Source organism: Flavobacterium sp. FlaQc-48, assembly GCF_044007335.1.
In the GTDB taxonomy this organism is placed as follows: Bacteria; Bacteroidota; Bacteroidia; order Flavobacteriales; family Flavobacteriaceae; genus Flavobacterium.
In genome coordinates this window covers 1-23,338 of the sequence record NZ_JBIPCR010000028.1, presented here as the reverse complement: position 1 = coordinate 23,338, position 23,338 = coordinate 1, and the positions used below count along the sequence as shown (strand labels likewise).

Genomic DNA, 23,338 nt, shown 5'->3' with positions numbered 1-23,338 from the left:
TCTCTATTTTTTTATTTTATTTATTGAAAATGCCGCTTAATCGATTATTTCATATTTTTTTAACTTTCCGGACAAAACAATTTGTTTTTTGCCTGATGTCGTAAAATAAGTACTGCTGCTAAAAAGAGAAGCCTTAACCGGATTTCTGCTGTAATTGGTATTGGTCACTTCTAATCGCGGATAATGAGCATCGGGGCTTCGGTAATCCTTAGAGAAATTGACTGCAGTATTGTAATAAAAGATTTGTTTCTGCAAAAAATAATTCTTTGTAATCTGTACTACAATTTTTGAATACGGAAGGCTCGAATAAGGTTTTGCCACCATCGTTATTTCCCAGTAGGATTTATAATCCAGAAACTTCGCGATTGTACACAAGTCAAGTAGTGGTTTCATATCAAAATCACCAAAATAATTGACGACAGGGTCTAAAATCTGAATTGCTTTTTCAGCATGGTTAATTTTCAGAAACACTTTTTTTGAATTGAGGATTTCGCTGTCTCCAATTTTCATGTACACCTCATTGAGTTCATTTTTATAAAAGGTACCCATATAACTTTCTTCGATTTTTTTTGAATCAAAATCTTTATATAATGCGTAGTTCGACCGGTATTGTAAAGGTTTTGCCATACTATATTGTTTTCCTAACTTTTGAAAAACCTCACTTACGCTCTGCGTATGGCCCCAGCAACAATTGAAGATGGCCCATATATATATTATTTTTTTGTAAAACATGCCAGCTATTAATTTGTATTTATAAAACTTCCTGAGCGAGTTTCCTGAATGGTTTTGATCCCTTTTTCAGTTTCTTTTTTCACACGAACCAAACCTCCTTCATGATCATACTCATAAAAAGTACTGTAATTATTTTCATCCAGCTCAGACATAAGCCTGAATGTTTCGGGGTCGTATACAAATGATTTCACACTGCCTTGTAACGGATGAATCCTGATATCATCAAAATACACTGGAATACTCTGGCTATTGTTTTCCAGCAGGATACCTATAGTAATCGTATTGGCTGGTATCCTGAATTTTTTAACCACACGTTGCCAGCCATCAATAATGTTTCCGGAAGCTTTTACCGATAAAGAATCAATTTTTTGTGCAGGAATATCCAAAGCTTCTTTATTATTATAAAAAACAATTTTTACAACTGGATTTTCATAGGTTTTGACCTGAGTTAATAGTTCTTCTTTTACCCAGGCACTTAACACATATTCCTGACCGGGCTCCGGCTTAAAAGAAAGACAATCATCGCAAAAATCTTTTATCGATGGTGTGCCGCAAACTAAATTAGCGTCGATCAGTTTGTCTGAAAAATAAGTTTCATCAGACGCTAATAAGTTAAAATCATCATGCCCGTAGTAAGTTGCCAAATCGAATTGATTGATATCTGATTTTGGGAATTGGGTTTCCGGAAAATCTAGCAGGTATTTTAAAGACTTAGCCAGATAGGTCGTGACAGTGTTGGTCAGAATGTCCGGATTGTTAGGATCTGACACTTTATTTGTGTAGAAATTTTCATCTACATAAAATCCTTTTTCAATTCCTACCACATATAAATGCGGTAAATTGGGGTCGCTTCCCGGAGCATTATTGAATCTTTTCATGGTTTGTTTGAGCCCTGCTACATCAGCAGTCTGACAGCCATCTGTTACCATGATAACAATATTGGGTTTCATGGTATAACTTAGTGAACCTTCGAGACCACTTCTCCAATAATCAGAGGAAGCACTTATACCGGTTCCTTTTCTTTTTCCTAAATCATCAATCCATTTATTGAACTGATTTAAGCTTGCCGGTGTATTGGTTACTTTAGTGGGTTTAATAAAATCGGTACGTGTATTTTCATCACTATCCGACATTCCGGTTAATGAAACATAGATATTAGATCCAATAGCGTCATTTGTCAGGGCTTGCTGTAAAACAAATGCCTTTAATTGTTTTTTTATTTTATTGGCTTCTGTTGCACTAACAGATCCCGATTCATCTATTACGAGTGCTGCATGAGATACGCATGATAATTCTTTTGGGCAAAAATCGATATTTCGAACGTATCCGTTTGAATTACCTGAACCATCACTAAAACGGGTTGCAACAGTAATTTTTGTAACCGCATTATCATAGTTACTTAAGTCAATCGCAACAATTGACCCAGAAGGCGATTTAGGTAATTGGACATCTTTTCCAACAGAGGCTTCCGAAAAAGAAAAACCCAGTTCTGTACTTGTATTAATAAAATTGTAAATTTTTGCTTTTGAATCGTTTGTATAGGGAGATAAAGCCGCTATTTCTTTTTTTGCATAGACATTTACATCAGCACCACTCGGCGTACTTGCTAATTTATTAATCAGTGTGATAAATATACGATGTATTTCAGGCGTAAGGTTGTTGGTTTTGGTGCAAGAGGCGTAAGGAATACAGTTTTCTACATTGATCTTTTTATCAAATAATGTTTCGCAATTCTGTCCCCCATCTGTCGTTAGTTTTATTACATATTCACCGGCAAGTTCCGGTGTAAAAACATATTGCCCGGTCTTATTGGTTAGGGTGTTTACTACTACATTGGCAGCATTGGTACTGGTCCATATATACTTTAGATTTGTAGTTGTGCCTGCGGTTTCAAATGTAAAACGAATAGCTTCTTTGGCACAATGTTTATCGATTGCCTTAATATTTTTTGTAAATGTAGTCGAACATCCTGTGGCATCTGTAACGATTAAGCTAACGATATAATCTCCTTCTGCTGCAAATTTGCAGGCATACAATCCTTTCGTATTTGCACCGGGAGAATTCAGGACCTCTCCCGCAACTGTAGCAACAGACCAGGTATAGGTCAGGTTAGCTGCGACAGCTTCAAATATAAATGTACTTTCAATACTGGTATAAAATTTCTCCGAAGGTGATTTGATTTCCCCCGCTATTGATGCACATGTAACCGGATTGAATGTAATTGGTTCTCTCTCTAATACTAAAGAAGACAGATCAGGGTTGCTGCTTTGATACGCTTTACAGCTATACACTCCGCCATCCGCAGCTTTTAAATTTGTAATTGTATACAATCTGTTAATTGCTCCGCTAATGGCAGTTCCGTTTTTAAACCACTGATAGGTATCAGCCGCTGCAAACCTGCCATCTTCGCACATGGTCAGGGTTGCCTTTTCCCCAATTCCGGAGGTAATTGTTTCTGCAGTATCTGTTTTAGCCTGAGGAGCAATCAGGAAACTAGCAGATGTCTTTTTTTCATATGATAAAAGATCAATAAATCGAAACTTATTAAATCTGATGTCCAATACATTTGCTATTTGCAAATTGGGCAATACACCTTCAAATAAATTGTTTTGTAAGTATAGCTCGTTAAGCGATAAATTTCTAATTTCGACAGGAATACTGCTGCTCAATTGGTTATTATCTAATGCTATTATTTTTGCTTTTTTCAGCAATCCTATATCAGATGGGACTGTGCCCGTCAATTTATTATAGCTTAAATATAAAGTAGTCAAATTCCTGAGTTGCCCGATCTCATGAGGTATCGAACCTGTTAACTGGTTGTTTGTTAAATCTATATAGACTAATTTTTGAAGTTCCCCTATTTTTGACGGAATTTCTCCGCTAAGCTGATTTTGCGCTGCGTATATATACCCCAGATTGGTCAGTTTGTTTATCTCCTGCGAGATGATCCCGCTAAGTGAGTTGTTGTCTATTGTTAATTTAGTAAGTGCTTTTAAATTGTAAATATTTTGAGGTATCGCTCCGTTTAATTTATTTGAATTCAGGGACAGCATTTCGACATTGATTAGTTGTCCTGTTTCTTCGGGTATATTCCCACTTAATTCATTAAATGATAAGTTTAGTATTTTTAAGTATTTTAATTGTCCTATTTCTGAGGGGATAAAGCCATTTAAATAATTCTTGTGTAAAGCCAAAGAGGTAACCTGTCCGTTGGTCACCGTGACTCCATACCATCCGGTTTGTGTTGTGCTGTTCCAGGACGCAACCGGAGTCGAAAAATCCCAGCCGGTATTGTATTTCCATTTAGGGCCGTTTGCACTGTCATACAATGCTTTTAATGCCTCTTTTTCACTCTGGGATATATCCGTGACACTGGCAGTTGCTTTCAGGAGCTGTCTGGGCTGTATTTTTTGCAAAATTTCTTCCTGGCTCTTTTTCATGTCCAGGTATTGCGCGTTATACATTTCGCGCATGCGTTCTATCTCACGATTAAGGTCAGCGGAATTGGTTATACCGCGTTCTTTTAATAAAAGTGTTTCTCTCGCTGCATCAAAACCAATTTCCTGATCTGAAATCAGGAAGGAGTCTGTTTTTTGTTCTGCTTCTGTCTTTTGCACTAAAGATTCCCTGATTTTTTTCATCTCCAGGTATCTTTCTTTATATTGTTTCCTGGCAAAAATTATTTCCCAATCTATCGCTTCATCAGGGAGCCCTCTTTTTTTTAGCTGCTCTGTTAGTTGTTTTACATTCAACCCCATTTCGGCATCTGAAACTTCCTGAGAAAAAATGGAATGCACAGAACATAGTAACATACAAAAAGTAAGGCCCCAGTATTTATTGATTTTAAAACCGTTTACCATAATTAATTCTTTTACCAGGTTTAATATTCTTTAATTTTATTTTTTGGTGATCGCCCACTAATTCGATCTGTTCTCTTATAAAAATGGAGCAACTCACAAATGCTGCAAACCATTTTATACTAGTTTTCAGAACCCTGTCTTTAGGGTTAGAACTAAACTTTAATACAGTGAGCTCAAAACAATTATTATTGTTTTTTACGGAGCAATAACTTTTATTTCTCCATTAGCAGGGACACAAAACTGATCAGGACAAAAATTGACAAACCGTACTTCTGTCCTGTTTTTGCAATCTGTTCCTGAACTTACATTTCCATTTTCGTCTGTTACTTTTCGGCATGTTGTCAGGTATTGGTCCGGAGACACAAATACACTGCTGTCTACTTTTAAATAAGAATTATCAACGGAACCTATTTCCGGATTATAAAGCAGTCCGTTTTCTTCCAGAAAAGAAACGTCATTTTCACTATTTGCCGAAAAAGAAAAACGAATACCTGTTATTTTGTTCTGCGCGTTACGGACAGATGAAAAATGATATATCTTATCGCCTCCTCCGCTAGTTATATAAGGTTTAAGCAAAAAGAGTTCATTGGGTTGGGTACCATTAATTTGTGCATCTGTTTCACCGTTTATTAATCGTGTAATGATATTGTTTAATAAATTCTCGACTAATTTTTTTATTGCTGCAGCATTGGGATTTGTCAGCGTACAGGAATTACAGCCAATTCCAACTCCATCATTTGTAATCGCAAGCACATTTGAATTGTCTGAAACAATATTGCAATTTCCGTTGCTGTCTACCACCTTAAAAGCAAAACTATTATTGGCGACCCCACTGTCTCCGGAAATTTTAGCCTTATAAACTAACGACACAAAATCACCGGGAGCCAAAGTAAAATTTTTGGGGAATGTCGCCTTCAGCCAATTGGCATCAAGTCCGCAGGGAGCTGTCCAGTTGGGTACATTACCGGAAGTTTGTGGCGGACAAAGCATGTCACGATCCATAGTAACAGCGTTTTGGGCATATTGAAAGCTTACAGCCGGTATTGTTTTTAAGCTTGTACTGATTTCAGGGAGACTACAAGTATAATTTATTTTAAAAGTACTTTTTCTGGCCCCCGAACCAAACTCATACTGATCATTGGGCTGGGGTTTCAAATTTATCAACTCAGATAATAAAATGGGATTAGATCCTGCATTGGTAATCTGCATCTTAAAATCGACCTCTTCGCCATTTTTTACATTTATACCGGTATCTTTCCATTCATCCGCTAAAGCGCATTTTACAAACATTTTGCTCTTAACGTACGTCAATGGGGTTATCCTGATATAAGTTAAATTTGAACCCCATACACTAGATACCGGTATCTCTACAAAATTACGTATTACAGTGCCAGCCGTAACATGATCTTTAACCCTTACATTAAACTGAAAGTCAAGTGTCTTACTTGTACATGGAAAGTCAAAACCACTTAAAACGATTGTACCGGATTCCCCAACTTTAGGAACAGCAACAGCTACGGTCCCAATATCAGGAATTGTAAAACTTTTGTTCGCCAATAAATCTTGTAATTTACCATTAGCTCCATAATATTTGAATCCACCTGCATATTCTAAATTCTGATTTAGTACATCAGAAAGTACGGTATTTGTATCTCCTGTGCTAAAGTTATAAATCCTTACTACATAGGTAAAAATTTCTCCAGGCAGACCATTTACATCTGTTGCTGCCTCATAAGTAGTGGCTGCTTTTTTTACCCGAAGGTCACTATATAAAGCTGGACTACATTTTTTAGGCTGTGCAGCATTACTACCACTGGTGATTACCTTTTCATCTGAAGTAAATTTATAATTGAATGACAATTTAGCCTCCGATGCAGGAGGGTTTACTTTGTCATAATTGAAGTAAATTACAAAAGAATTTGAAGGTTGCATTAAAGAACAGGAAGTTTCAAATTCAACTTTACGGGTTAAGGAACCGGAATAAGGGATTGGGCTTCTTTCGCCTGCACTGTTCAAATAAGTGATTTTAAAAATTGATCCACAAGGTGTAGATCTATAACCACTTCCTGTTACATTTAATCCCATGGGAAGATCTACGATAAACTTTTGATTGGGATACGAGAAATTCAAAGGGGATGTATACAAATAAAAATAAACATATGAATCTGTATTACAATCAGTTACACATCTTAATTGTGATTGCAAAATAACTATTGGAGTTGTTCCACCACCACTACCACCACCGCACGAAAGATCTCCGCACAAGGAGTTACTGGTTGAAATTTGAGTTTGTACATTTACGATAGGAGAGCTAATATCAGCACCACAGGATTTTCCTTTAACATAAGCACTAATCTTTTTATATCCGGATGTACAGTCATTTACGCCATCCAGACAAGGATATCTTACATAAAGATCATAATATTGGTAATCGCCATAAAGAGATAGTTTTAGATCCGGAATATTGAATACTGCAGTTTGTACATTAGCTCCTGCTGTTATAACAGGGTCTACAGATTCATAAGTATCTCTTTTATATATTCCTATAATTTCTGCACATTTGTCCAGTTCTAAATAAAATTTTGCATCCATAATAGTAAATCCGATATTGTTGCTGCCATTGTGTGCAGTCAATGTATATTTGATCATTTTCCTGAGACAATACGGTTCCAGATCCTGCTCTTCGGAACTTTTATATAAACTAACTCTTGCGTTATTTAAAGTTTTTGACGTTACTGTAATCGGAGTTGCGGCAACCGGAGTTGAATTACAGCCTGTTGATACAATGCTGGCTGTAATTTGTTGTATAACACCATCACAAGTACCGGGTGCAAATTGCGCTCCTATAATGATGGTCCTGCTGACCCCTTCTTTTTCATTTACAATACCGCTAATCGTTAAGGTCGTTTCTCCATTTGTGGTTTGAGGAATTACGATCACTTCTGGTGGTATTGTACTGGAAGCCGGCATATAGGTAAGTTTTCCTATCTTTAATGTTATGGTCTGGCTGGTACATCCTGTGGGAGTACTGGTCGGGTTTAGCTGGATGCTAAAGGGGGTTCCGTTTGGCTTTTCGAGACCATCTAACACCGTGAGCAAACTCTGGCTATTGCCGTAATAACCTGATAGTACCAGTATCAATAAGATAAGGAGTCTCTGTTTTTTTAATTTAAAATAGTTTAGCATATTTCTATATTTATTATATCTATAGTAAGTCAGACCTGGCTAACTAAACACAATGAATGAGTAAGACGTCTTAATACTATAAATCTCAGGGCTTATATTGTTAGTTTTTAGGGGTTACTCCGGCTGTAGCACACGAAACAACTTGTTTTTTGATGACGGCTTTTTTAGCCGGGGCGATTTTTAAACTTTTTTTACCGGTATGCGACTGCTTGTCAGATATACTTGCGTGATTGATTTTTAGCTGCCCCTGAAAATCAAAATGTGAAGCAGCACCGCAGTTTGAAAAATCATAATCTTCAAATCCGTCAGAGGCCAGCTCGCTGTATTTAGTATTAGAAGCTACAGCCACAGGAAAACGATTGTTGTAACCGTACAGGACCGAAGAATAACGTTTTAAAGCATCTTTATTTTCAATTTCCTGTCCGGCAGGATTGTACTGGGTAACCTCTGACGCAAATGTCCATTTGTCATAAAATGTTCCGGTTGTTATTTTCCAGGTATTGTTTGAGAATACATAGAAGGGATAAAAATCAGTATAAAAGCCTGTTTTTCGCGGCGTAGGATCAGTGGTGTAATTTCTTCCTGTTAAGTAAGCATACGATTTACTGGCCCTCCAATTTCCCAAGACATTGTACAGGTATGGATTATAAGAGCGTTTAATAATATCGTCTTCTTCATCATTTTCATTGGCGTTTTCATATTCAAATTTTAATACTCCATGAGCTGCAAAAACCATTTTAGGCAGGTTACACTCACATTGAGAGGGCCAGATGTTGTTGTATTGTACAGCAGAGGCGTTAACAATTCTATTGTTGGATGTGGCTGACATAAACGGATTACTTCCTATATTACCTTTGGTTGTTATCCTGTTATTGTTCCCGTCATAACTATATAATGGATTTGTCATGGAAGTCACACTTGCCATAGAAGCCATTTGCATGTTTCGGTATCCGGAACGGATTACTTTTATTCTGGCCGTATTGATAACATCGTTTTTAATTAACAATCCTTTTTCATCAATCAGCTGGAAATTTGCTGCAGTTACTTTTACTGCCCAGGCTTTCATCATTGTTTTGGTTCTGCCATCTGGCGCGATACCATTAAGCCATAACTCATCTCCATCAATAAGATAATCGGATTCGTTATGAAGGCCCTCAAATTCGTATTGATTGCTGCCGATTTTATTAATATCCCATTCCAGTCCAATATTTTTAGAAGCCTGTCCCATACCATCATAACTCCAATAAGCCGGAAAATTGAAATTGAAATACTTATCATTGTACTCATTGACCGTTTCTGTCAATAATACATCACCTGTTTCAGCATCCCAGGCCAAATTCTTTGTACTTACTACTGATCCCAAATCATACGCAACTTTTTCAGAAAGTATACCGGTACTATGAATAACCTTAGTCGTGACCGCAGTTCTAATCTGACTTTCATGTTGGGAATAACTTGGTATTGGTGTCGGGATTACTACAACGATAAGAGTAAAAGGTAAAGTTGCCACGTTTAAATGAATACCTTTGGTAGAAGTAGTGGTCTTACTTTGTCTAAAATCATTGATTACATCATAATCAACGCCCACTAATTTAGAAGCTATAACTCCTTTTGAATCTATTGTCTGAACTGTATTATCTAGTTTTCCCTGATTATTATTTTGAATTGTTGTATTGTATTTATAATCAATACCTGATATCAAACCTTTTTGTCCCTCACCATATACGCGTTGGTTTTTCATTTTACCATCCATATCATTCGTATGGATCATATATCCCTGAGACAATGTAATATGGTCCCTGACATTTAAATTAAGTATGCTGGCTAATGCGGTCGAGGTATCGTACTTTGATGACAGCCCAGTGCGATCAACAATAGTGGGAAAATCTTTAGAGGTGTAAAATTCTGTGACAACAGACCCGGTGGCATGTTTTTTTACTGTTGCTGTTAATTCACTTTTATCATTGTATTTATTTCTTGGTAAATTAGTTACCGTTACCCTGCTATAGGTCACTTTTGGAGAAGGAAAAAAAGATTCGCCAAAAGGTTCTTCTACATAATTATCTGTATCAGGACCTAATAGCAATTCTCTTCTTTTTTCGTCGTAAGAAGGTTTTACAAAAGGATTTTCTTTACAGCCCAAAGGTTCGTATGTGGCTACTCCTGAAGAGTTTCCGCTTTCTGTTTCGTATGAATATCTTTGTCCATAAGATTGCTGGTAAGTTTTATTACCGCTATGACTGGTCATAATGTCCCATTTGTCATGAATTTGAATATCCTTAACTCTACTGCCTCCTCCTATTTTTTTTCCATCAGGTTGCAGGAGTCGAATCCAGGATTTATTGGTAACGAATTTTGTTGCAATACCTGTTTGTTCTAATTTAGCATTTGGGCTCTTAAAAATATCCAGAAGTGTTGGCATCCAGCCTATCAGTTCCATAACAATACTTTTTAAATCATTGGTATCTTCTTCATTATACATGCTATAAACAAGTCTATTGAGGTTGTGTCTCCCAAAATTCCAGCCTGCTTTTATAATTGGATTTACCTCGTGTGCATTAGGATCGAACCCGTCACCTTTACCAACATATTTTACCGGTATGGCAACATATTGTTTTCCGTTTGTTTCCAGAAATCCAAATCCTGAAGTTGCTCCCTTTTCTATATTAAGATATCCGGTGACATAGTCGTATTTATCGGTTCCGTCGATTCCCGGTAAGGGATTAGGATTCACCATATTCAATAAAAACCTGAAATATAAGGGGTTACCATCATCTCCAATATTTTTTAGATACTTGTCATAAAAAATCTTTGAGATTTGCGGATCCTTAATAGATAAATTCTCCTCTATTTTATGATCCAGTGCTACATAAATGTAAGCGCCTAAATTTCTTTTTTGTATTTTATCTTCAGAATCAATATTAGCCGCTGTTAATCCTTCTTTTGTACCACTTCCTACAACTTTAAACATTTGCATTGCTGCCTTATCCTGCACATAGCCATAATCATCAGCTTCGTAATTTAACTCCATTACACCGCCAGAAGGCAAACGAACTGATTTTAATAACCAGGCGCTTGCATATTGATCTGCATTTTTCCTATTACTCTGATCTACAAACGGGTATTCAGGATTTGATAACTTAGATGTCGTTTCCGGACCTAACTGCTCACTTACAGGTTTGTAGTTTCCCCATACATCATACGCCTTCATATTGTAGGAAGGATTGTTTATTTCATCTTTTTCAATATGGTAATCGGGAGTCGTTTCTACTAAATTTTTAGGAGCGTAACCAAAAACATACGGAGTAAATTTCCCCATATTTGATTTTTTATAAGTAAAATACACTTTACTTAATGTCAGTTTTCCTTCCTTGTTTATGCTGTTGTCAATACCCTGACATAAACTATAGTTGTACTCAAAATGTGCCTCTTTTACAGGAATGGCTTTTTCTCCGTTTACGGTATATTCCGGTTTTGAGTAGAGAGAAATTTTATCTAATTTATACATTTTAGAATTATCTCCACGGCCACCGTTTTCATCTTTGACTCCATAGCCATCATTTCTTGCTGAAAGATGAAAAACAGCAATATGTGTTTTTGTTATAATTTTTTTTACATAAAGCAGTTCTTTTTCTCCATATTGATAATTTGCTTTGTTATCTTTTTTACTGGATCGCAAGCCTTCATCATAATTTGCCTTATTTTCTGAAAAGGGTATTCTCCACTTGTAAAGCTTTGCCTGGTCCGGAGTTTTGTTTTCATACTCAAATTTGGTATAAGTTCCTAAATCATCATCAGTAGGTCCATCATTTTCTAAATCCTGATAGTCAGACGATAAAACAGACGTTAATAAATAAGAGTGTGCATAAGCCGGCGTCGTTACCCGGTTAAAGTACTGGTCACCACCTTGCTTGTTGTTAACAGAGTTGTCTCCTAAAGCAGGATTATAGCTAACTAAATTCGTTTTGTAATCGACTTTAGGAGTCGTTCCTATATCAAATGTTGTTTCTTTTTTAATCGTATTATATGCGGTCCTGCCATACACATAACGTTCTCCTCCTTCTTTTGTAATTCTTATTTCTGCCGTATGATGTGCTTTGGCAAATTCACCAGACTGGTTTTTTAATCCGTATTTTTTTAATTCCGCTTTGGTTAATTTCTGTATCGATTGGTTTCTGGACAAACGCGATGATTCTCTTTGAACTACTTCGGTATTAGCAATTGCTGCACTATTCTTATAATAGTTCAAACTTGTAGTTCTGGAAAATTTACCGCCGCTCAAGTTAATTTTTACGGCATCATAACCACCTAATTTAGTATTGAATAAATCTAATTCCTTGTCCAGATGTGTTCCTCCGATGTTTTTAAAAAATACTTTTTCATAATCGGGCCTGTTTCCTGTTTTTTTCTCTCTGAATCTTCCTAAAGCAGGATTTGAATTTTCCCATAAAGAACTGCTGCTCTTTCCGAGAGTTGCAGTAGCATCAAGACCTATATGTGCCCCACCACCGGCACCCACTTCTGCACCCAGCGTACCTCCATTAGTATCATCATGGATTTCATTATCATAAACATAGCCTACCTGTGATTTATAGGGACGATACATTCCTGAAACTCCTTGTCCCTGAATACTATATAAGTCATAGGCATTATTGGTTAATGGCAAAGAAGTCGTGTTTTTATTAAAGGTTCTGTCTTTTTCCCTATTAAAGTCTAAGATATCCGATTTTCCGGCATTATAGGTGTTTTCAAAGCCATACGCCTTTTCAATTTTATATCTTTCATAATCTTTAATTCCCTGACTTGTTCTGTATCCTGAAAATTTAGTACCTGGTTCAAGACCCCAAAATTCAAATTGAAGATTTAAATTAAACATATAATTTGAGGAGACCATTCCGACACGTTTCGTTGGGGTGAATGACGAGTTTATTATAGAAAGAGACCTGGATAATAACGGATCTGAACCAAGAAATTTTCCTGTCGTCTTTTCATACTTACTTATACTGGAAGACATTGTCATACTTTCTACCCCTTTCCTACTATTATAATTTACGCCGGCATTGACTCCCAGATTGTAGTTGTCCGAATCTACATTACCGAATTTTTTTGAAAATGAAAGATTTGGAGATACCGAGACTCCTTCTGAAGCGGATGACTCCAAATTCATACCAACGCTTAAATTATTGGCTATCTGAAAACTCATCCCCCCATTTGCGGAGACTCCAAAACCATCATAATTATTGTATTTAATCCCCATACCAATACTCGCTTTTGCTTCTTTAATTCCAAATGCAGCAGCAAATACATTAACATTTGCCCCAACAGTTACATTAGGTCTCATACTATTTTCGTAGATCATTTCATCGCCATTAAAATCATCGGGTAAACCTCTTAATTGCCTTGAAATCTGACCAACATTCAGATCCCAGCCCAATCCAACCCATGAAGCTTCCTGATCCATAGTAACTCCGGAATTATAAGCTAAGTTCAATGGGTATCCTCCAACATCCATTACCGGAATATTATAATTAAAATCGCCACTCGATAAGTCTACCATATCAGAAGTTCCTATTGGCGTAAAAGATTCAAATTCCGGTTGAGAGGGACCGCCTGTCAATGCATAAATTTGCATAGGCTGAAATGTTTCCAAAAGAATCATCATTGCTAAATAAATAGCTACAGTTTTTTTTAATTTATTTGTTTTTTGCTGGATCATAAGGCTATTTGGGTATAGTTATCTTTAAATTTAAATTTTAATGTCCCTTTATTAAAAAGGTAATCGTTATACACAAGTTGTATTTTATCGTCAGGATCTATTCCGGAGAAAAACAATAAGACTCTTTGATAAGGTGCTATTTTGTAAGTGCGCTCGAAAGTAACCCCCGAACAGGTTATGGTATCGTGTTTTGAAGTGACGATGTAAAAATCTTTGAGAAGGCCAAAAGACATATATTTAACGGCATCATTATAATCAAGACCTGTAAAGTCTTTGGCAAGCAGATCTTTTTCTTCATCTTGTTGGAATGTAAATTCAAAAACCCGTTCCGTTTTGTTTTTTTCGTACAGTGAATCAACACGTGTTAAGTTTTCTTTTCCTAAATCTTTTAGCAAATAGTATTGAATAGGAACTTCAATTGCACTAAATCCTATATCATTGATTTTTTGAGTATGTACACGGGATTTCCATCCTGTCTTTTCAAGATTAAAGTAGCGGTCCCTGATTTCTGTATCTCTTGCATTGGTACTTATTTCTTTTTTACAAGAGAATAAGACTAAAAACAAAAGAATAAAAAATAACTTATGTATGTGGTTCATATCATTTTTATTGAACAAAATTTGGCAATAGTGCTTCTTTTTTTAAGAGGCATAAATTATATGCGATTAGAACTTTAAAGAATTAGCCTTTGCCTTTTGTAAGCGCTTGTTCCTTTTCTCAATAGTATTCTGAATATTTTTTATATGACATTATCAAAACATTCATCTTTGAAATAATAAATTTTAAATCGGCATCTATTAAAAGCAACTTTAATTTTATTAAGCAATAAATTAACAAGATTATTTCTATTGAACAAAATTGTAGCCAAAAACTTATATTAAACAGCAAACATATAAAAAAATTATCAAAAACAAATAATTTCTTACTTTTTTTATTTTAACAAAATAAATAAATACAGAAAAAACATATAAAAAACTGATTCACCTGTTTAAATATTTTTATTTTTGCTAGTTTATTAGAATTGAATTCGTATTTTCGCATTATTAACAACATTTTTTTAACAAATAAAAACCTAGTAAAAATGTTTTATAGAGCAGTAAAATATTATAATTTAATAAAAAAAATCTCTGTTAAAGCATACTCTTTAACAGAGATTTTAATTGTATTGTGCATCATTGGTATACTATTATTAATGGTACTACCCAATCAAACCTCAGTCATCGGGCAGGCAAAAGCTATTGAAGCTCAGGCGATGCTTAATCAGGTTTACGGTTTAGAAAAAAGTTATTTCTACAGACACTCTAAATATTCAGGCAGTTTAGAAGAAATTGGTTTTGAACAAGAAAAAACGGTTGATGACGGTGGACAGGCCGTTTATAAAATTGAAATCATTGAAGCCTCAAATGATTCTTTTTCAGCCAGAGCAACCGCTACATCAGATTTAGATGGTGACGGAAATTTTAACACCTGGCAAATAGACAGTAAAAAAATATTAACCGAAGTAACCAAGGAATAAATTGAAAGTAGTGTATGCCATTTTGTTGCTTTGCTTAGTCGTTGTATTTTTTCAGGATTTGAAATTCAGACAAATACACATTATCTTACCTATTGTGATTTTTGGAGTTTCTTTTTTTTTAACTCCTCTTAAAAAATATGATGTATTAGAAATTGTGCTTTTTAATACGGCTTTCTTTTTAATCACCTTAAGCATTTTAACGATTTACATGAGTCTGAAATCTAAAAAATTCCTTAATCCTTTTCAGCATTATTTTGGACTAGGCGACTTATTACTTTATACGGCTATCACACCATTGTTTATATTAAAAAATTACATCCTGTTTTTTATACTATCGCTCTTATTTACCATCATTCTTCAATTTGGACTGAAGAAATTTACTAAAGAAGAAACAGTTCCTTTAGCCGGGTTCTCATCGTTGTTTCTATTGATTATACTGCTGAAAGATCATCTTATGATTTTTCAAAAAATCGCTTTATTATAATGACACAAGATATCATAATCCTTTCTGAAGTTCAGCACATGGTTTCTAACGAACTTGCTAATCAATATCGGGTACTACCTAAATCTTCTTTTGAAAACACATTAGAATTATATGTAGACGGCTCTAATAATAATGAAGAGGCAAAGGATGAATTAGAACTTTTTTTGGGAAAAGATGTTCTTTTCTATCCAATAAATGCCTCTGAAATAGAAAAAGCATTATCAAAATATTATAGAAAAGAAAGAGCTTCAAATACGAACAAATCTTTAAATGTAGAAAAAGGCGATTTTCTTGAAAACTTATTGGGAGAGGCAAAATCATTAAAATGTAGTGATATTCATTTTGAAGTTTATGAAGATTCTTCGCGTATCCGCTTTAGAATTGATGGGCAATTAATCGAACGTTATAAAATAGAGCGTGATAATTATCTTGAACTGGTCAACAAAATCAAGATTAAAGCCAAATTAAACATTACCGAAAAAAGACTACCCCAGGATGGTAGAATTACCAATGAATCATTTGACATCAGGGTTTCTATTTTACCTACATTATTTGGAGAAAAAATAGTAATGCGTCTTTTAGGCCAGGATGCTTCGAATATCGATTTGAACACCTTAGGTTTGCAAAAAGAAGAACTGGAAAGTTACCTGGAAGCGGTAAAAAAACCTAACGGAATTATCTTAATTAGTGGCCCAACAGGTTCGGGAAAAACAACTACACTTTATGCTACCCTAAGATTATTAAATGATAGCCGTAGCAATATTGTAACCGTCGAAGATCCGATCGAATATACTTTAAAAGGAATCAATCAGGTGCAATTAAAGGAAGATATCGGATTGACATTCTCATCCTCTCTTAAATCATTTTTACGCCAGGATCCGGATGTTATCATGCTGGGAGAAATTCGTGACTCTGAAACTGCTCTAATGGCGATTCGTGCTTCATTAACAGGACATCTAGTTCTGTCAACCATACATACTAACTCAGCAATAGGAACGATCTCCAGGTTAATTGATATGGGAGTTCCCTCTTATTTAATTGCTGAAACCTTAAACTTGTCAGTTGCACAGCGGCTCGTTAGAAAGCTTTGTGAAGATTGCAAAAAAGAAACGATTTGCAATCCTAAAGATTTCCCGCTGAATTTTAAATTCCCTTATGACATTTCTTCCTATTACAAACCTATTGGCTGCAATAAATGCTTTCATACCGGATATAAAGGCAGAACAGCCATTTATGAAATTTTAAATATAGACACTACTATTACAGAAGCAATAAAAAATAATACCATTACAAAATTATATAGCAATGATGAAAACTATAAGTCATTATCACAAAAAGCTTTTGAAATTTTAGCCACTGGTGAAACTTCTCTGGAAGAAATATATTCAATTTTAATAAACATATAAAGTAATGCTTAAACAGTTTTTTTACGTACTAGCTGCGTTATTTTTTACGAATATTATTGTAGCACAGCAGGATATTGTTGAATTAAGCAGGAAATTTGACGAATTATCCATACAAAAAAAGGGACTCAACGAAACCATTAAAATTGATGTCTCAGGAATTACATTACATGATTTTATCTCTTCAATTGCCGAAGAACATCAATTGAATGTCGATATCGATACGGAACTTAATCAACCTGTTGCCAATAACTTTTTTGATGTTACCGTCAAGGATGTTTTTGTTCATCTCGTACAGAAATATGACCTTGAAGTTTATTTTATGAATAATATTATTGTTTTCAAAAAAAGAAAAGCCGTAGTTGTTGTCGAAAAAAAACAGCCCAAGGTTATTGATGTTACTTATAACCCTCAAAACGATTTTCTTTCTGTTAAGTTAGAAAATGACACTTTATCTGCAGTGGGAAAAGCGATAATTGATAAATCCGGAAAAAATTTAATTCTGGCTCAGGATATTAAAAATATCAGAATCTCTTCTTACATCTTAAATCGTCCGTTTGATCAGGTGATTGAAATGATAGCAAAATCAAACGATTTAATAGCCACTAAAGATGATAATGGATTTTATTTTTTACAAAAAAACATGGAATCCAATAGTAACTTACAAAGCAATGGCCCAAAAGCAAAGCAGCCAAAAGTTAGCTTGGGAGTTCCCGGGTTTTATGAAATAAACATTAATAAAAATGGTTTTTTACAAGTGAATGCCTATATCGCAGACGCCGCTGATTTACTTACCGAAGCTGCGGAAAAACTGCACATCAATTATTTCCTATATAATAAACCTGAGAATGAAAAAACAACCCTTTCTGCTGATAATATCACTTTTGATGACCTACTTGCAAACATCTTTAAAGGAAAAAAATACACCCATAAGAAGCAGGATAATTTTTATATAATTGGCGAAGAAGCGACAGAAGGACTGAGAATAACCGAGATGATTCAGCTGGAAAACCGATCGATAGAATCTGTTATTGGAGCCTTGCCAAAAGTATTTTCAGAAAAACTCGAAATAAAAGAATTTATCGAATTGAACGGACTAATCGTTTCCGGATCAAGATCTATTTTAGAGGAACTAAAAGTATACATCAAACAAATTGACAAAGTTGTGCCAATGGTACAAATTGAAGTTATTATTGTACAATACAACAAATCATACGACATCCAAACCGGAATGAAAGCCGGTTTGGATAAAATAAATTCAGTTCAGACCAGTGGTGTACTATTTCCCAGTTCTGACGTTACTTTAAACGGATCTTCTGTAAATAGCTTAATAAATGCCTTTAATGGTTTTGGTCTTTTTAAACTAGGAAAAGTAACGGAGTCTTTTTACCTCAACCTTAAGCTCCTGGAAAACAACTCAGTATTAAAGATAGAATCTACTCCAAAAATTGCTACCATCAGCGGACACGAGGCTAAATTATCTATTGGTGAAACCAGTTACTATTTTGAACAAAGTAACCGTTTAATAAACAACAACATAGGGAATGACATTTTGAACTCCGGAACCTGGAAATCTACTGATGCTAATTTAAGTGTGTCGATAAAACCATACGTCTCAACAGATGAAAATGTAACACTTACCATTGCTGTAGAAAAGAGCTCTTTCCTGGCAAGAGTGGGTGAAGAAGCTCCTCCGGGGAAAGCTACTCAAAAATTTGAATCTTTGGTCAGAGTCAAAAATGGCGAAATGATTTTGTTGGGAGGATTGGATGAACTGAAAAAAGAAAACTCAGGAACAGGAACTCCTTTAATATCAAGAATACCTATTATAAAATGGTTCTTCAGTAGTCGAAAAAAAGCAAAAAGTGATTCTAAACTTCACATTTTTATTAAACCAACAGTTATCTATTAATGTTAGCCACTTTATCTAAATTCATAAAACTGAATGACATAAATGTCGTTGGCGTAATCAAAAAAGAAGATTACGAAATCTACAATTTGCTTACTATAAAAAAGAAAGCGAGCAAAATTTCTATTCTCTCAAAACGAACATTCGAAACTTTTGAATCATTACTAAAAACAGCAGATAAAAAAACACCTTTGTTATTAGTTATCGAAGGTAAAGGCGTTTTAAACAAAGAAATTAATTTTGAAAATGAAGTTGATGTGAATTGGCAAAAAAACATTGATTATAATGCTATTTATTACACTGATATAAAAGGATTAAAATCAAACTTCATTAGTTTTTGCCGAAAAAACATAGTCGATGAAACAATTTCCATCTTTCAAAAAAATGGTTTTCAGATTGTAGATGTTTATATTGGGTCTTTTTTAGCTGCATTGCTTAATAATGTTTTAAAGAAAGAAGTCTTATTATCTAACGATTTACACCTGGAGTTTGAAAATGAAAAACTCCTGAACTTCAGTAAACAAAATGAAACTATAAAAGCGATAGATTATAAGATTGGAGACGAGACCGTTTCAAGTATCTTTTTACCATTGTATGGTGCAATTATTCATTTTTTTGTAAAGCCCAAAGAAGTTTCAAAAACAATTAATTCAACCTTGAACAGCGAAGAATTAATTTATAAAAAAGCATTTAATATTTTAGGAATAACAATACTTACAGGTTTTCTTACCGCTTTATTAATCAGCTATTTTCTAATACAATATTATGGCACTAAAAACTCAGGACTGAATCTTCAAACGGTATATTCAAACCAGTCTTATCAATTGATATTGGACCTTGAAGCGCAAAAAGAAAAAAAACTGAAAATATTAAGGGAATCCGGCGTTTTATCATCTAAGTTTCTTTCTTATTATGGCTACGAAATCATGAAATCTATACCCGGTACTATATCCTTAAACGAGTTAAATATTATCCCATTACAAGAAGAATACAAAGAAAACAAGAAAGCTTTCTTTGATAATAAAACGCTTATCATCAAAGGAGAAACTGATCAGGAAGCATCCTTTAATAATTGGCTGGAAGGACTAAAAAAGATGGATTGGCTGCAACGTTTTGAGATTATTAGTCTAAAAAAAGATAAAAAAAACAAATCAATATTTGAAATCAAAATAACGCTGAAAAATGTTTGAAAATTATTCCTATAAGCAAAAATTCTATGCTCTCACCGGGCTCTTTTTTTTATTGTCGATGACAGCTTATAAAAGATCTTTTCACTCCTTGCTTGATGTCATTACAGAATATCGAACATTGTCAAAAAAGGCAGATGATATTAATCGAAAAGCGAAAAATACTAATGGCCTGACAAAAGACATTGCCTATCTGAACAAAATTATTGGAAAAGAAGGCGTTACAAAAGAAATGGTGCAACAAGGTATTGTAAGTTTTGCCTCTGAAAATTCCACTGAAGTTTCGATAAATGATTTAAAACCAATACATGACTTTTCAGAAGATAATTATCACATCATTACCAATCAACTGGATGTAACCGGAAATAGCAATCAACTTTTAAATCTGGCCTATAATTTTGAAAAGAAATTTGAGCTTTCGCGAATAGTAAGCATGAACTTTTACACTATAAAGAAAAATAATAAATCTGAAGTTTTACATCTAAAAATGATTTTCCAAAACTATGAAAACACTAAATAAACTTATCATCATAGCATTAGCAGTCCTTACCTACTCATGCGAAAATATTCTTGAAGAAAACATTAGCAATGATACCATACAAATTCTTTCTCCAGTTAACAATTCAACAATTGAAAGTAATGTTGTAAGCTTTAAATGGAATACCCTGAATGGAGTTGATAAATATCGTATTCAGGTATATGAATCTAATCAGGTTTTAATTCTTGACTCTTTAACCAACAAAACCAGTATTACATTACCATTAAATGCAGGGAAATATATTTGGAGAGTAAGAGGTGAAAATTATGCTTATGAATCCATATACTCTTTCCCTTCTAACTTTTCAACTTCAATTCCAAACGATTTAACCAATCAGCAAGTTATTCTGATAAGTCCTGAAAACAATAAATTTTTAAATTATATTAATGTAACCTTAAATTGGGAAGCACTTAAAAATGCTGCTACCTATAGTGTAAGATTAGTTAATACAGCCACTAGTGAGGAAATATACACTAAAGCTGATTTAACAGATACTTCATTAACTCTTGCTTTGTCAATTCTCGCAGATGGAACGTATGAATGGCGAGTAAAAGCAAAAAATACAGATACCGAAACAAAACAGTATTCTGCCCGTAAATTTAACATTGATACAACCGTTCCAAATCAGCCAAAAAACATTTTACCGGCTGCTAATTCAACTCAAACTACCAATTCAAGTACGACTTATACATGGAGTATTGCAACTGACATAGGCAATGCAAAATCACCTGTTTCTTATATTGTTGAATTTGCCAGTGATATCGATTTCAACAACATTGTTCAGACTCAAAACACTAGTAGCACAACATTACAACAAACTTTTTCGACAACAGGTATTTACTATTGGAGAGTTAGAGCAGTTGATGGAGCCGGAAATATTGGTACAAACAGTACTGGATTTAAGTTTACCGTAAACTAAATATGAGTAAAAAGAAAATAAATATAATTCTTATTCTGGTAGTGTTCGGACTATGGGGAACTGTTGGCTACAAAATACTTAACAGACAATTGACCACTGATGATACAATTCTTCAAAAACAGAATCAACAAAGTAATGTTACTATCAATCAAATTAACAAAGATACGTTTGAACTGAAAAAAATAAATCGTGATCCGTTTTTAAATAAAGAATTTCAAATTACTAGTACTGCCCCGGGACAAACAGTATTTAATTATTTACCAGTAAAAAAGAAAATTATCCCTGCGATTTCAAAAGCAGATTCAAATCTCAGCTGGCCAGTTCTTAACTATTATGGATATATAGCTTCGAAAGAAAGAAATGAAGAAGTAGTTTTATTAAAAATAGATTCAAAATTATGCAAACTCAAACTTAAAACCGCTTTCAATGGCTTAATCGTCAAAAAAAGATATAAAGATTCTATTGAGGTTTTCTTCAATGGAGAAACAAAAATAATTCAGTTAAGAAATACTGAATAGATATAACTAATAATAAAATAAAAAATATTTTGAAAGCAATTATTTTACGTCCTCTCTTTTTACTCTTTTTTGTATTCATCTTAACCTCTTTTGATGATCCTTACAGGATAAAAAGAACTTCTGATAAAAATTTCAGGTATGAGTTTTATACTACCGATAAGAAAACAACACCAAATAAAAATAAAATATATTACTGGTTCAAAGGTGGACTCATACACGAAGCGCAAGGCGGAATTACGGGTGATTTACTTGACCAAAAGTTTATCAAAATGTACCACACTAATCAATTGGCAGAACAGGGACGATTTAAAAAAGGGGTTAAAGTTGGGGTCTGGAAAACGTGGTATCAAAATGGTATACTGGCTACGATGCAAAATTGGAATAATGGTTTACGTTCCGGTCCATATTTGCATTATGATCAAAGTGGTGCCTTGGTTGAAACCGGTAGCTTCAGATCTAATTTAAAAAATGGGAAATGGATTAATCTAGAGAATAGAGATACAATTACTTATAAAAAAGGCGAAATTATTAAACAAAAAGAAACGTTTACCAAGTCTGAAAAATACAGGATCAAACAGGAAAATACTAAAACAGAAAAAGCTAAAAACATTGAAAAAGAACTTGAAGCAACGTCTGACGCTATGAAACTTGCAGATTATAAAGCAAAGGCAAAAGAAGAAAAAGTTATTGCAAGAGAAAAAGCTGAAAAAGAAAAAGAAGTAAAAACAGCAACTAAAAAAACTGAAAGAGCTGCAAAAAAAGCTGTAAAAGAGCAAGCTAAAAATGAACCGAAAAAAGATTCCAAAATAATAACATTCTTTAATAATCTTTTTAAAAAGAAAGATAAGACACTCAAATAATGGTTAAGGCCCATAGTTTATTATATGCCATCTACGTTTGCTTAATTGTATCTATTATTTGCGGCGCATTGCTGTATTTTTCTAATTTATACAATCAGCTTAACTTGTATTATAATTTACAGGAAGAACTTTACATTCAAAATCAGTCTGTTTTAAATTTTGTTTTGGGGCATAAACTTGCTCAGGCAGCAATTGAAAAAGATGAAAATTCCGGTATCGAAGGCAGCTATGAAACAAAATCACACGGATTACTTTCAGTCGTGTTAGCAGAGTCTTATATTTCAAACGACACTGTTTCTTCTGTACACTTTGTTGGAGCACAAAATCGGGATAAAAATGCCATTTACCTGACAAACTTATCTAAATCGCTTTTCTATTCGGGTAAAGTAAAACTGATTGGAAATAATCAATTACCAAGTACTTTTATCGAAACATCTTATATCAACAATAGCTTAAACAAGCTTACTGCAGAAGGAAAAATTACAATCTCTGAATCGCAGTTACCTGAAA

At 34.2% G+C, this 23,338-nt stretch carries 15 protein-coding genes; 10 read left to right on the top strand and 5 right to left on the bottom strand.

Annotated features, from left to right (window positions below; genetic code table 11):
* Positions 1 to 36 precede the first annotated feature (36 nt).
* From ACHRWY_RS26470 to ACHRWY_RS26450, 5 genes are all read right to left on the bottom strand, one after another.
* Positions 37 to 627, bottom strand: coding sequence for a hypothetical protein (locus tag ACHRWY_RS26470; RefSeq protein WP_395358840.1), 591 nt, complete (start codon positions 625 to 627; stop codon positions 37 to 39).
* A 113-nt stretch (positions 628 to 740) separates the two neighbouring features.
* Positions 741 to 4,592: a hypothetical protein gene (locus tag ACHRWY_RS26465; protein ID WP_395358836.1), complete on the bottom strand. Its 3,852-nt coding sequence runs from the start codon at positions 4,590 to 4,592 to the stop codon at positions 741 to 743.
* A 195-nt stretch (positions 4,593 to 4,787) separates the two neighbouring features.
* Complete coding sequence (locus tag ACHRWY_RS26460; RefSeq protein ID WP_395358834.1) at positions 4,788 to 7,733, bottom strand: hypothetical protein; 2,946 nt, start codon at positions 7,731 to 7,733, stop codon at positions 4,788 to 4,790.
* Positions 7,734 to 7,878: 145 nt separating this feature from the next.
* Positions 7,879 to 13,494: a hypothetical protein gene (locus tag ACHRWY_RS26455; RefSeq protein ID WP_395358832.1), complete on the bottom strand. Its 5,616-nt coding sequence runs from the start codon at positions 13,492 to 13,494 to the stop codon at positions 7,879 to 7,881.
* On the bottom strand, positions 13,491 to 14,093 hold the full coding sequence (locus ACHRWY_RS26450; RefSeq protein ID WP_395358830.1) for a hypothetical protein: 603 nt from the start codon (positions 14,091 to 14,093) through the stop codon (positions 13,491 to 13,493). Before ACHRWY_RS26450 ends, ACHRWY_RS26455 begins: the two co-directional genes overlap by 4 nt.
* A 482-nt stretch (positions 14,094 to 14,575) precedes the next feature.
* Here ACHRWY_RS26450 and ACHRWY_RS26445 point away from each other — a divergent pair, with 482 nt between their 5' ends.
* From ACHRWY_RS26445 to ACHRWY_RS26400, 10 genes are all read left to right on the top strand, one after another.
* Entirely contained in the window at positions 14,576 to 15,010 is a 435-nt protein-coding gene (locus tag ACHRWY_RS26445; protein WP_395358828.1) for a type IV pilin protein, read from the top strand.
* Between the two features lies 1 nt (position 15,011).
* Positions 15,012 to 15,494 carry a hypothetical protein gene (locus ACHRWY_RS26440; protein ID WP_395358826.1) on the top strand — a complete coding sequence of 161 codons (483 nt, stop codon included), beginning with the start codon at positions 15,012 to 15,014 and terminating at the stop codon, positions 15,492 to 15,494.
* Positions 15,494 to 16,900: a GspE/PulE family protein gene (locus ACHRWY_RS26435; RefSeq protein ID WP_395358824.1), complete on the top strand. Its 1,407-nt coding sequence runs from the start codon at positions 15,494 to 15,496 to the stop codon at positions 16,898 to 16,900. The genes ACHRWY_RS26440 and ACHRWY_RS26435 overlap by 1 nt, the downstream gene beginning before the upstream one ends.
* Before the next feature lie 4 nt (positions 16,901 to 16,904).
* Positions 16,905 to 18,809: a type II secretion system protein GspD gene (locus ACHRWY_RS26430; protein WP_395358822.1), complete on the top strand. Its 1,905-nt coding sequence runs from the start codon at positions 16,905 to 16,907 to the stop codon at positions 18,807 to 18,809.
* Positions 18,809 to 19,996, top strand: coding sequence for a hypothetical protein (locus ACHRWY_RS26425; RefSeq protein WP_395358820.1), 1,188 nt, complete (start codon positions 18,809 to 18,811; stop codon positions 19,994 to 19,996). Before ACHRWY_RS26430 ends, ACHRWY_RS26425 begins: the two co-directional genes overlap by 1 nt.
* Positions 19,989 to 20,513, top strand: a complete 525-nt coding sequence (locus ACHRWY_RS26420) for a hypothetical protein (RefSeq protein ID WP_395358818.1) — start codon at positions 19,989 to 19,991, stop codon at positions 20,511 to 20,513. The genes ACHRWY_RS26425 and ACHRWY_RS26420 overlap by 8 nt, the downstream gene beginning before the upstream one ends.
* A complete protein-coding gene (locus ACHRWY_RS26415) occupies positions 20,497 to 21,450 on the top strand; it encodes a hypothetical protein (RefSeq protein WP_395358816.1) in 954 nt (317 codons plus the stop codon). The genes ACHRWY_RS26420 and ACHRWY_RS26415 overlap by 17 nt, the downstream gene beginning before the upstream one ends.
* 2 nt (positions 21,451 to 21,452) lie before the next feature.
* Positions 21,453 to 21,968, top strand: a complete 516-nt coding sequence (locus tag ACHRWY_RS26410) for a hypothetical protein (RefSeq protein WP_395358814.1) — start codon at positions 21,453 to 21,455, stop codon at positions 21,966 to 21,968.
* Positions 21,969 to 21,997: 29 nt separating this feature from the next.
* Positions 21,998 to 22,828, top strand: a complete 831-nt coding sequence (locus ACHRWY_RS26405) for a hypothetical protein (protein WP_395358812.1) — start codon at positions 21,998 to 22,000, stop codon at positions 22,826 to 22,828.
* Positions 22,828 to 23,338 (top strand): hypothetical protein (locus ACHRWY_RS26400; protein WP_395358810.1); only part of this gene is annotated, 511 nt, incomplete at its 3' end. The genes ACHRWY_RS26405 and ACHRWY_RS26400, both read left to right, overlap by 1 nt.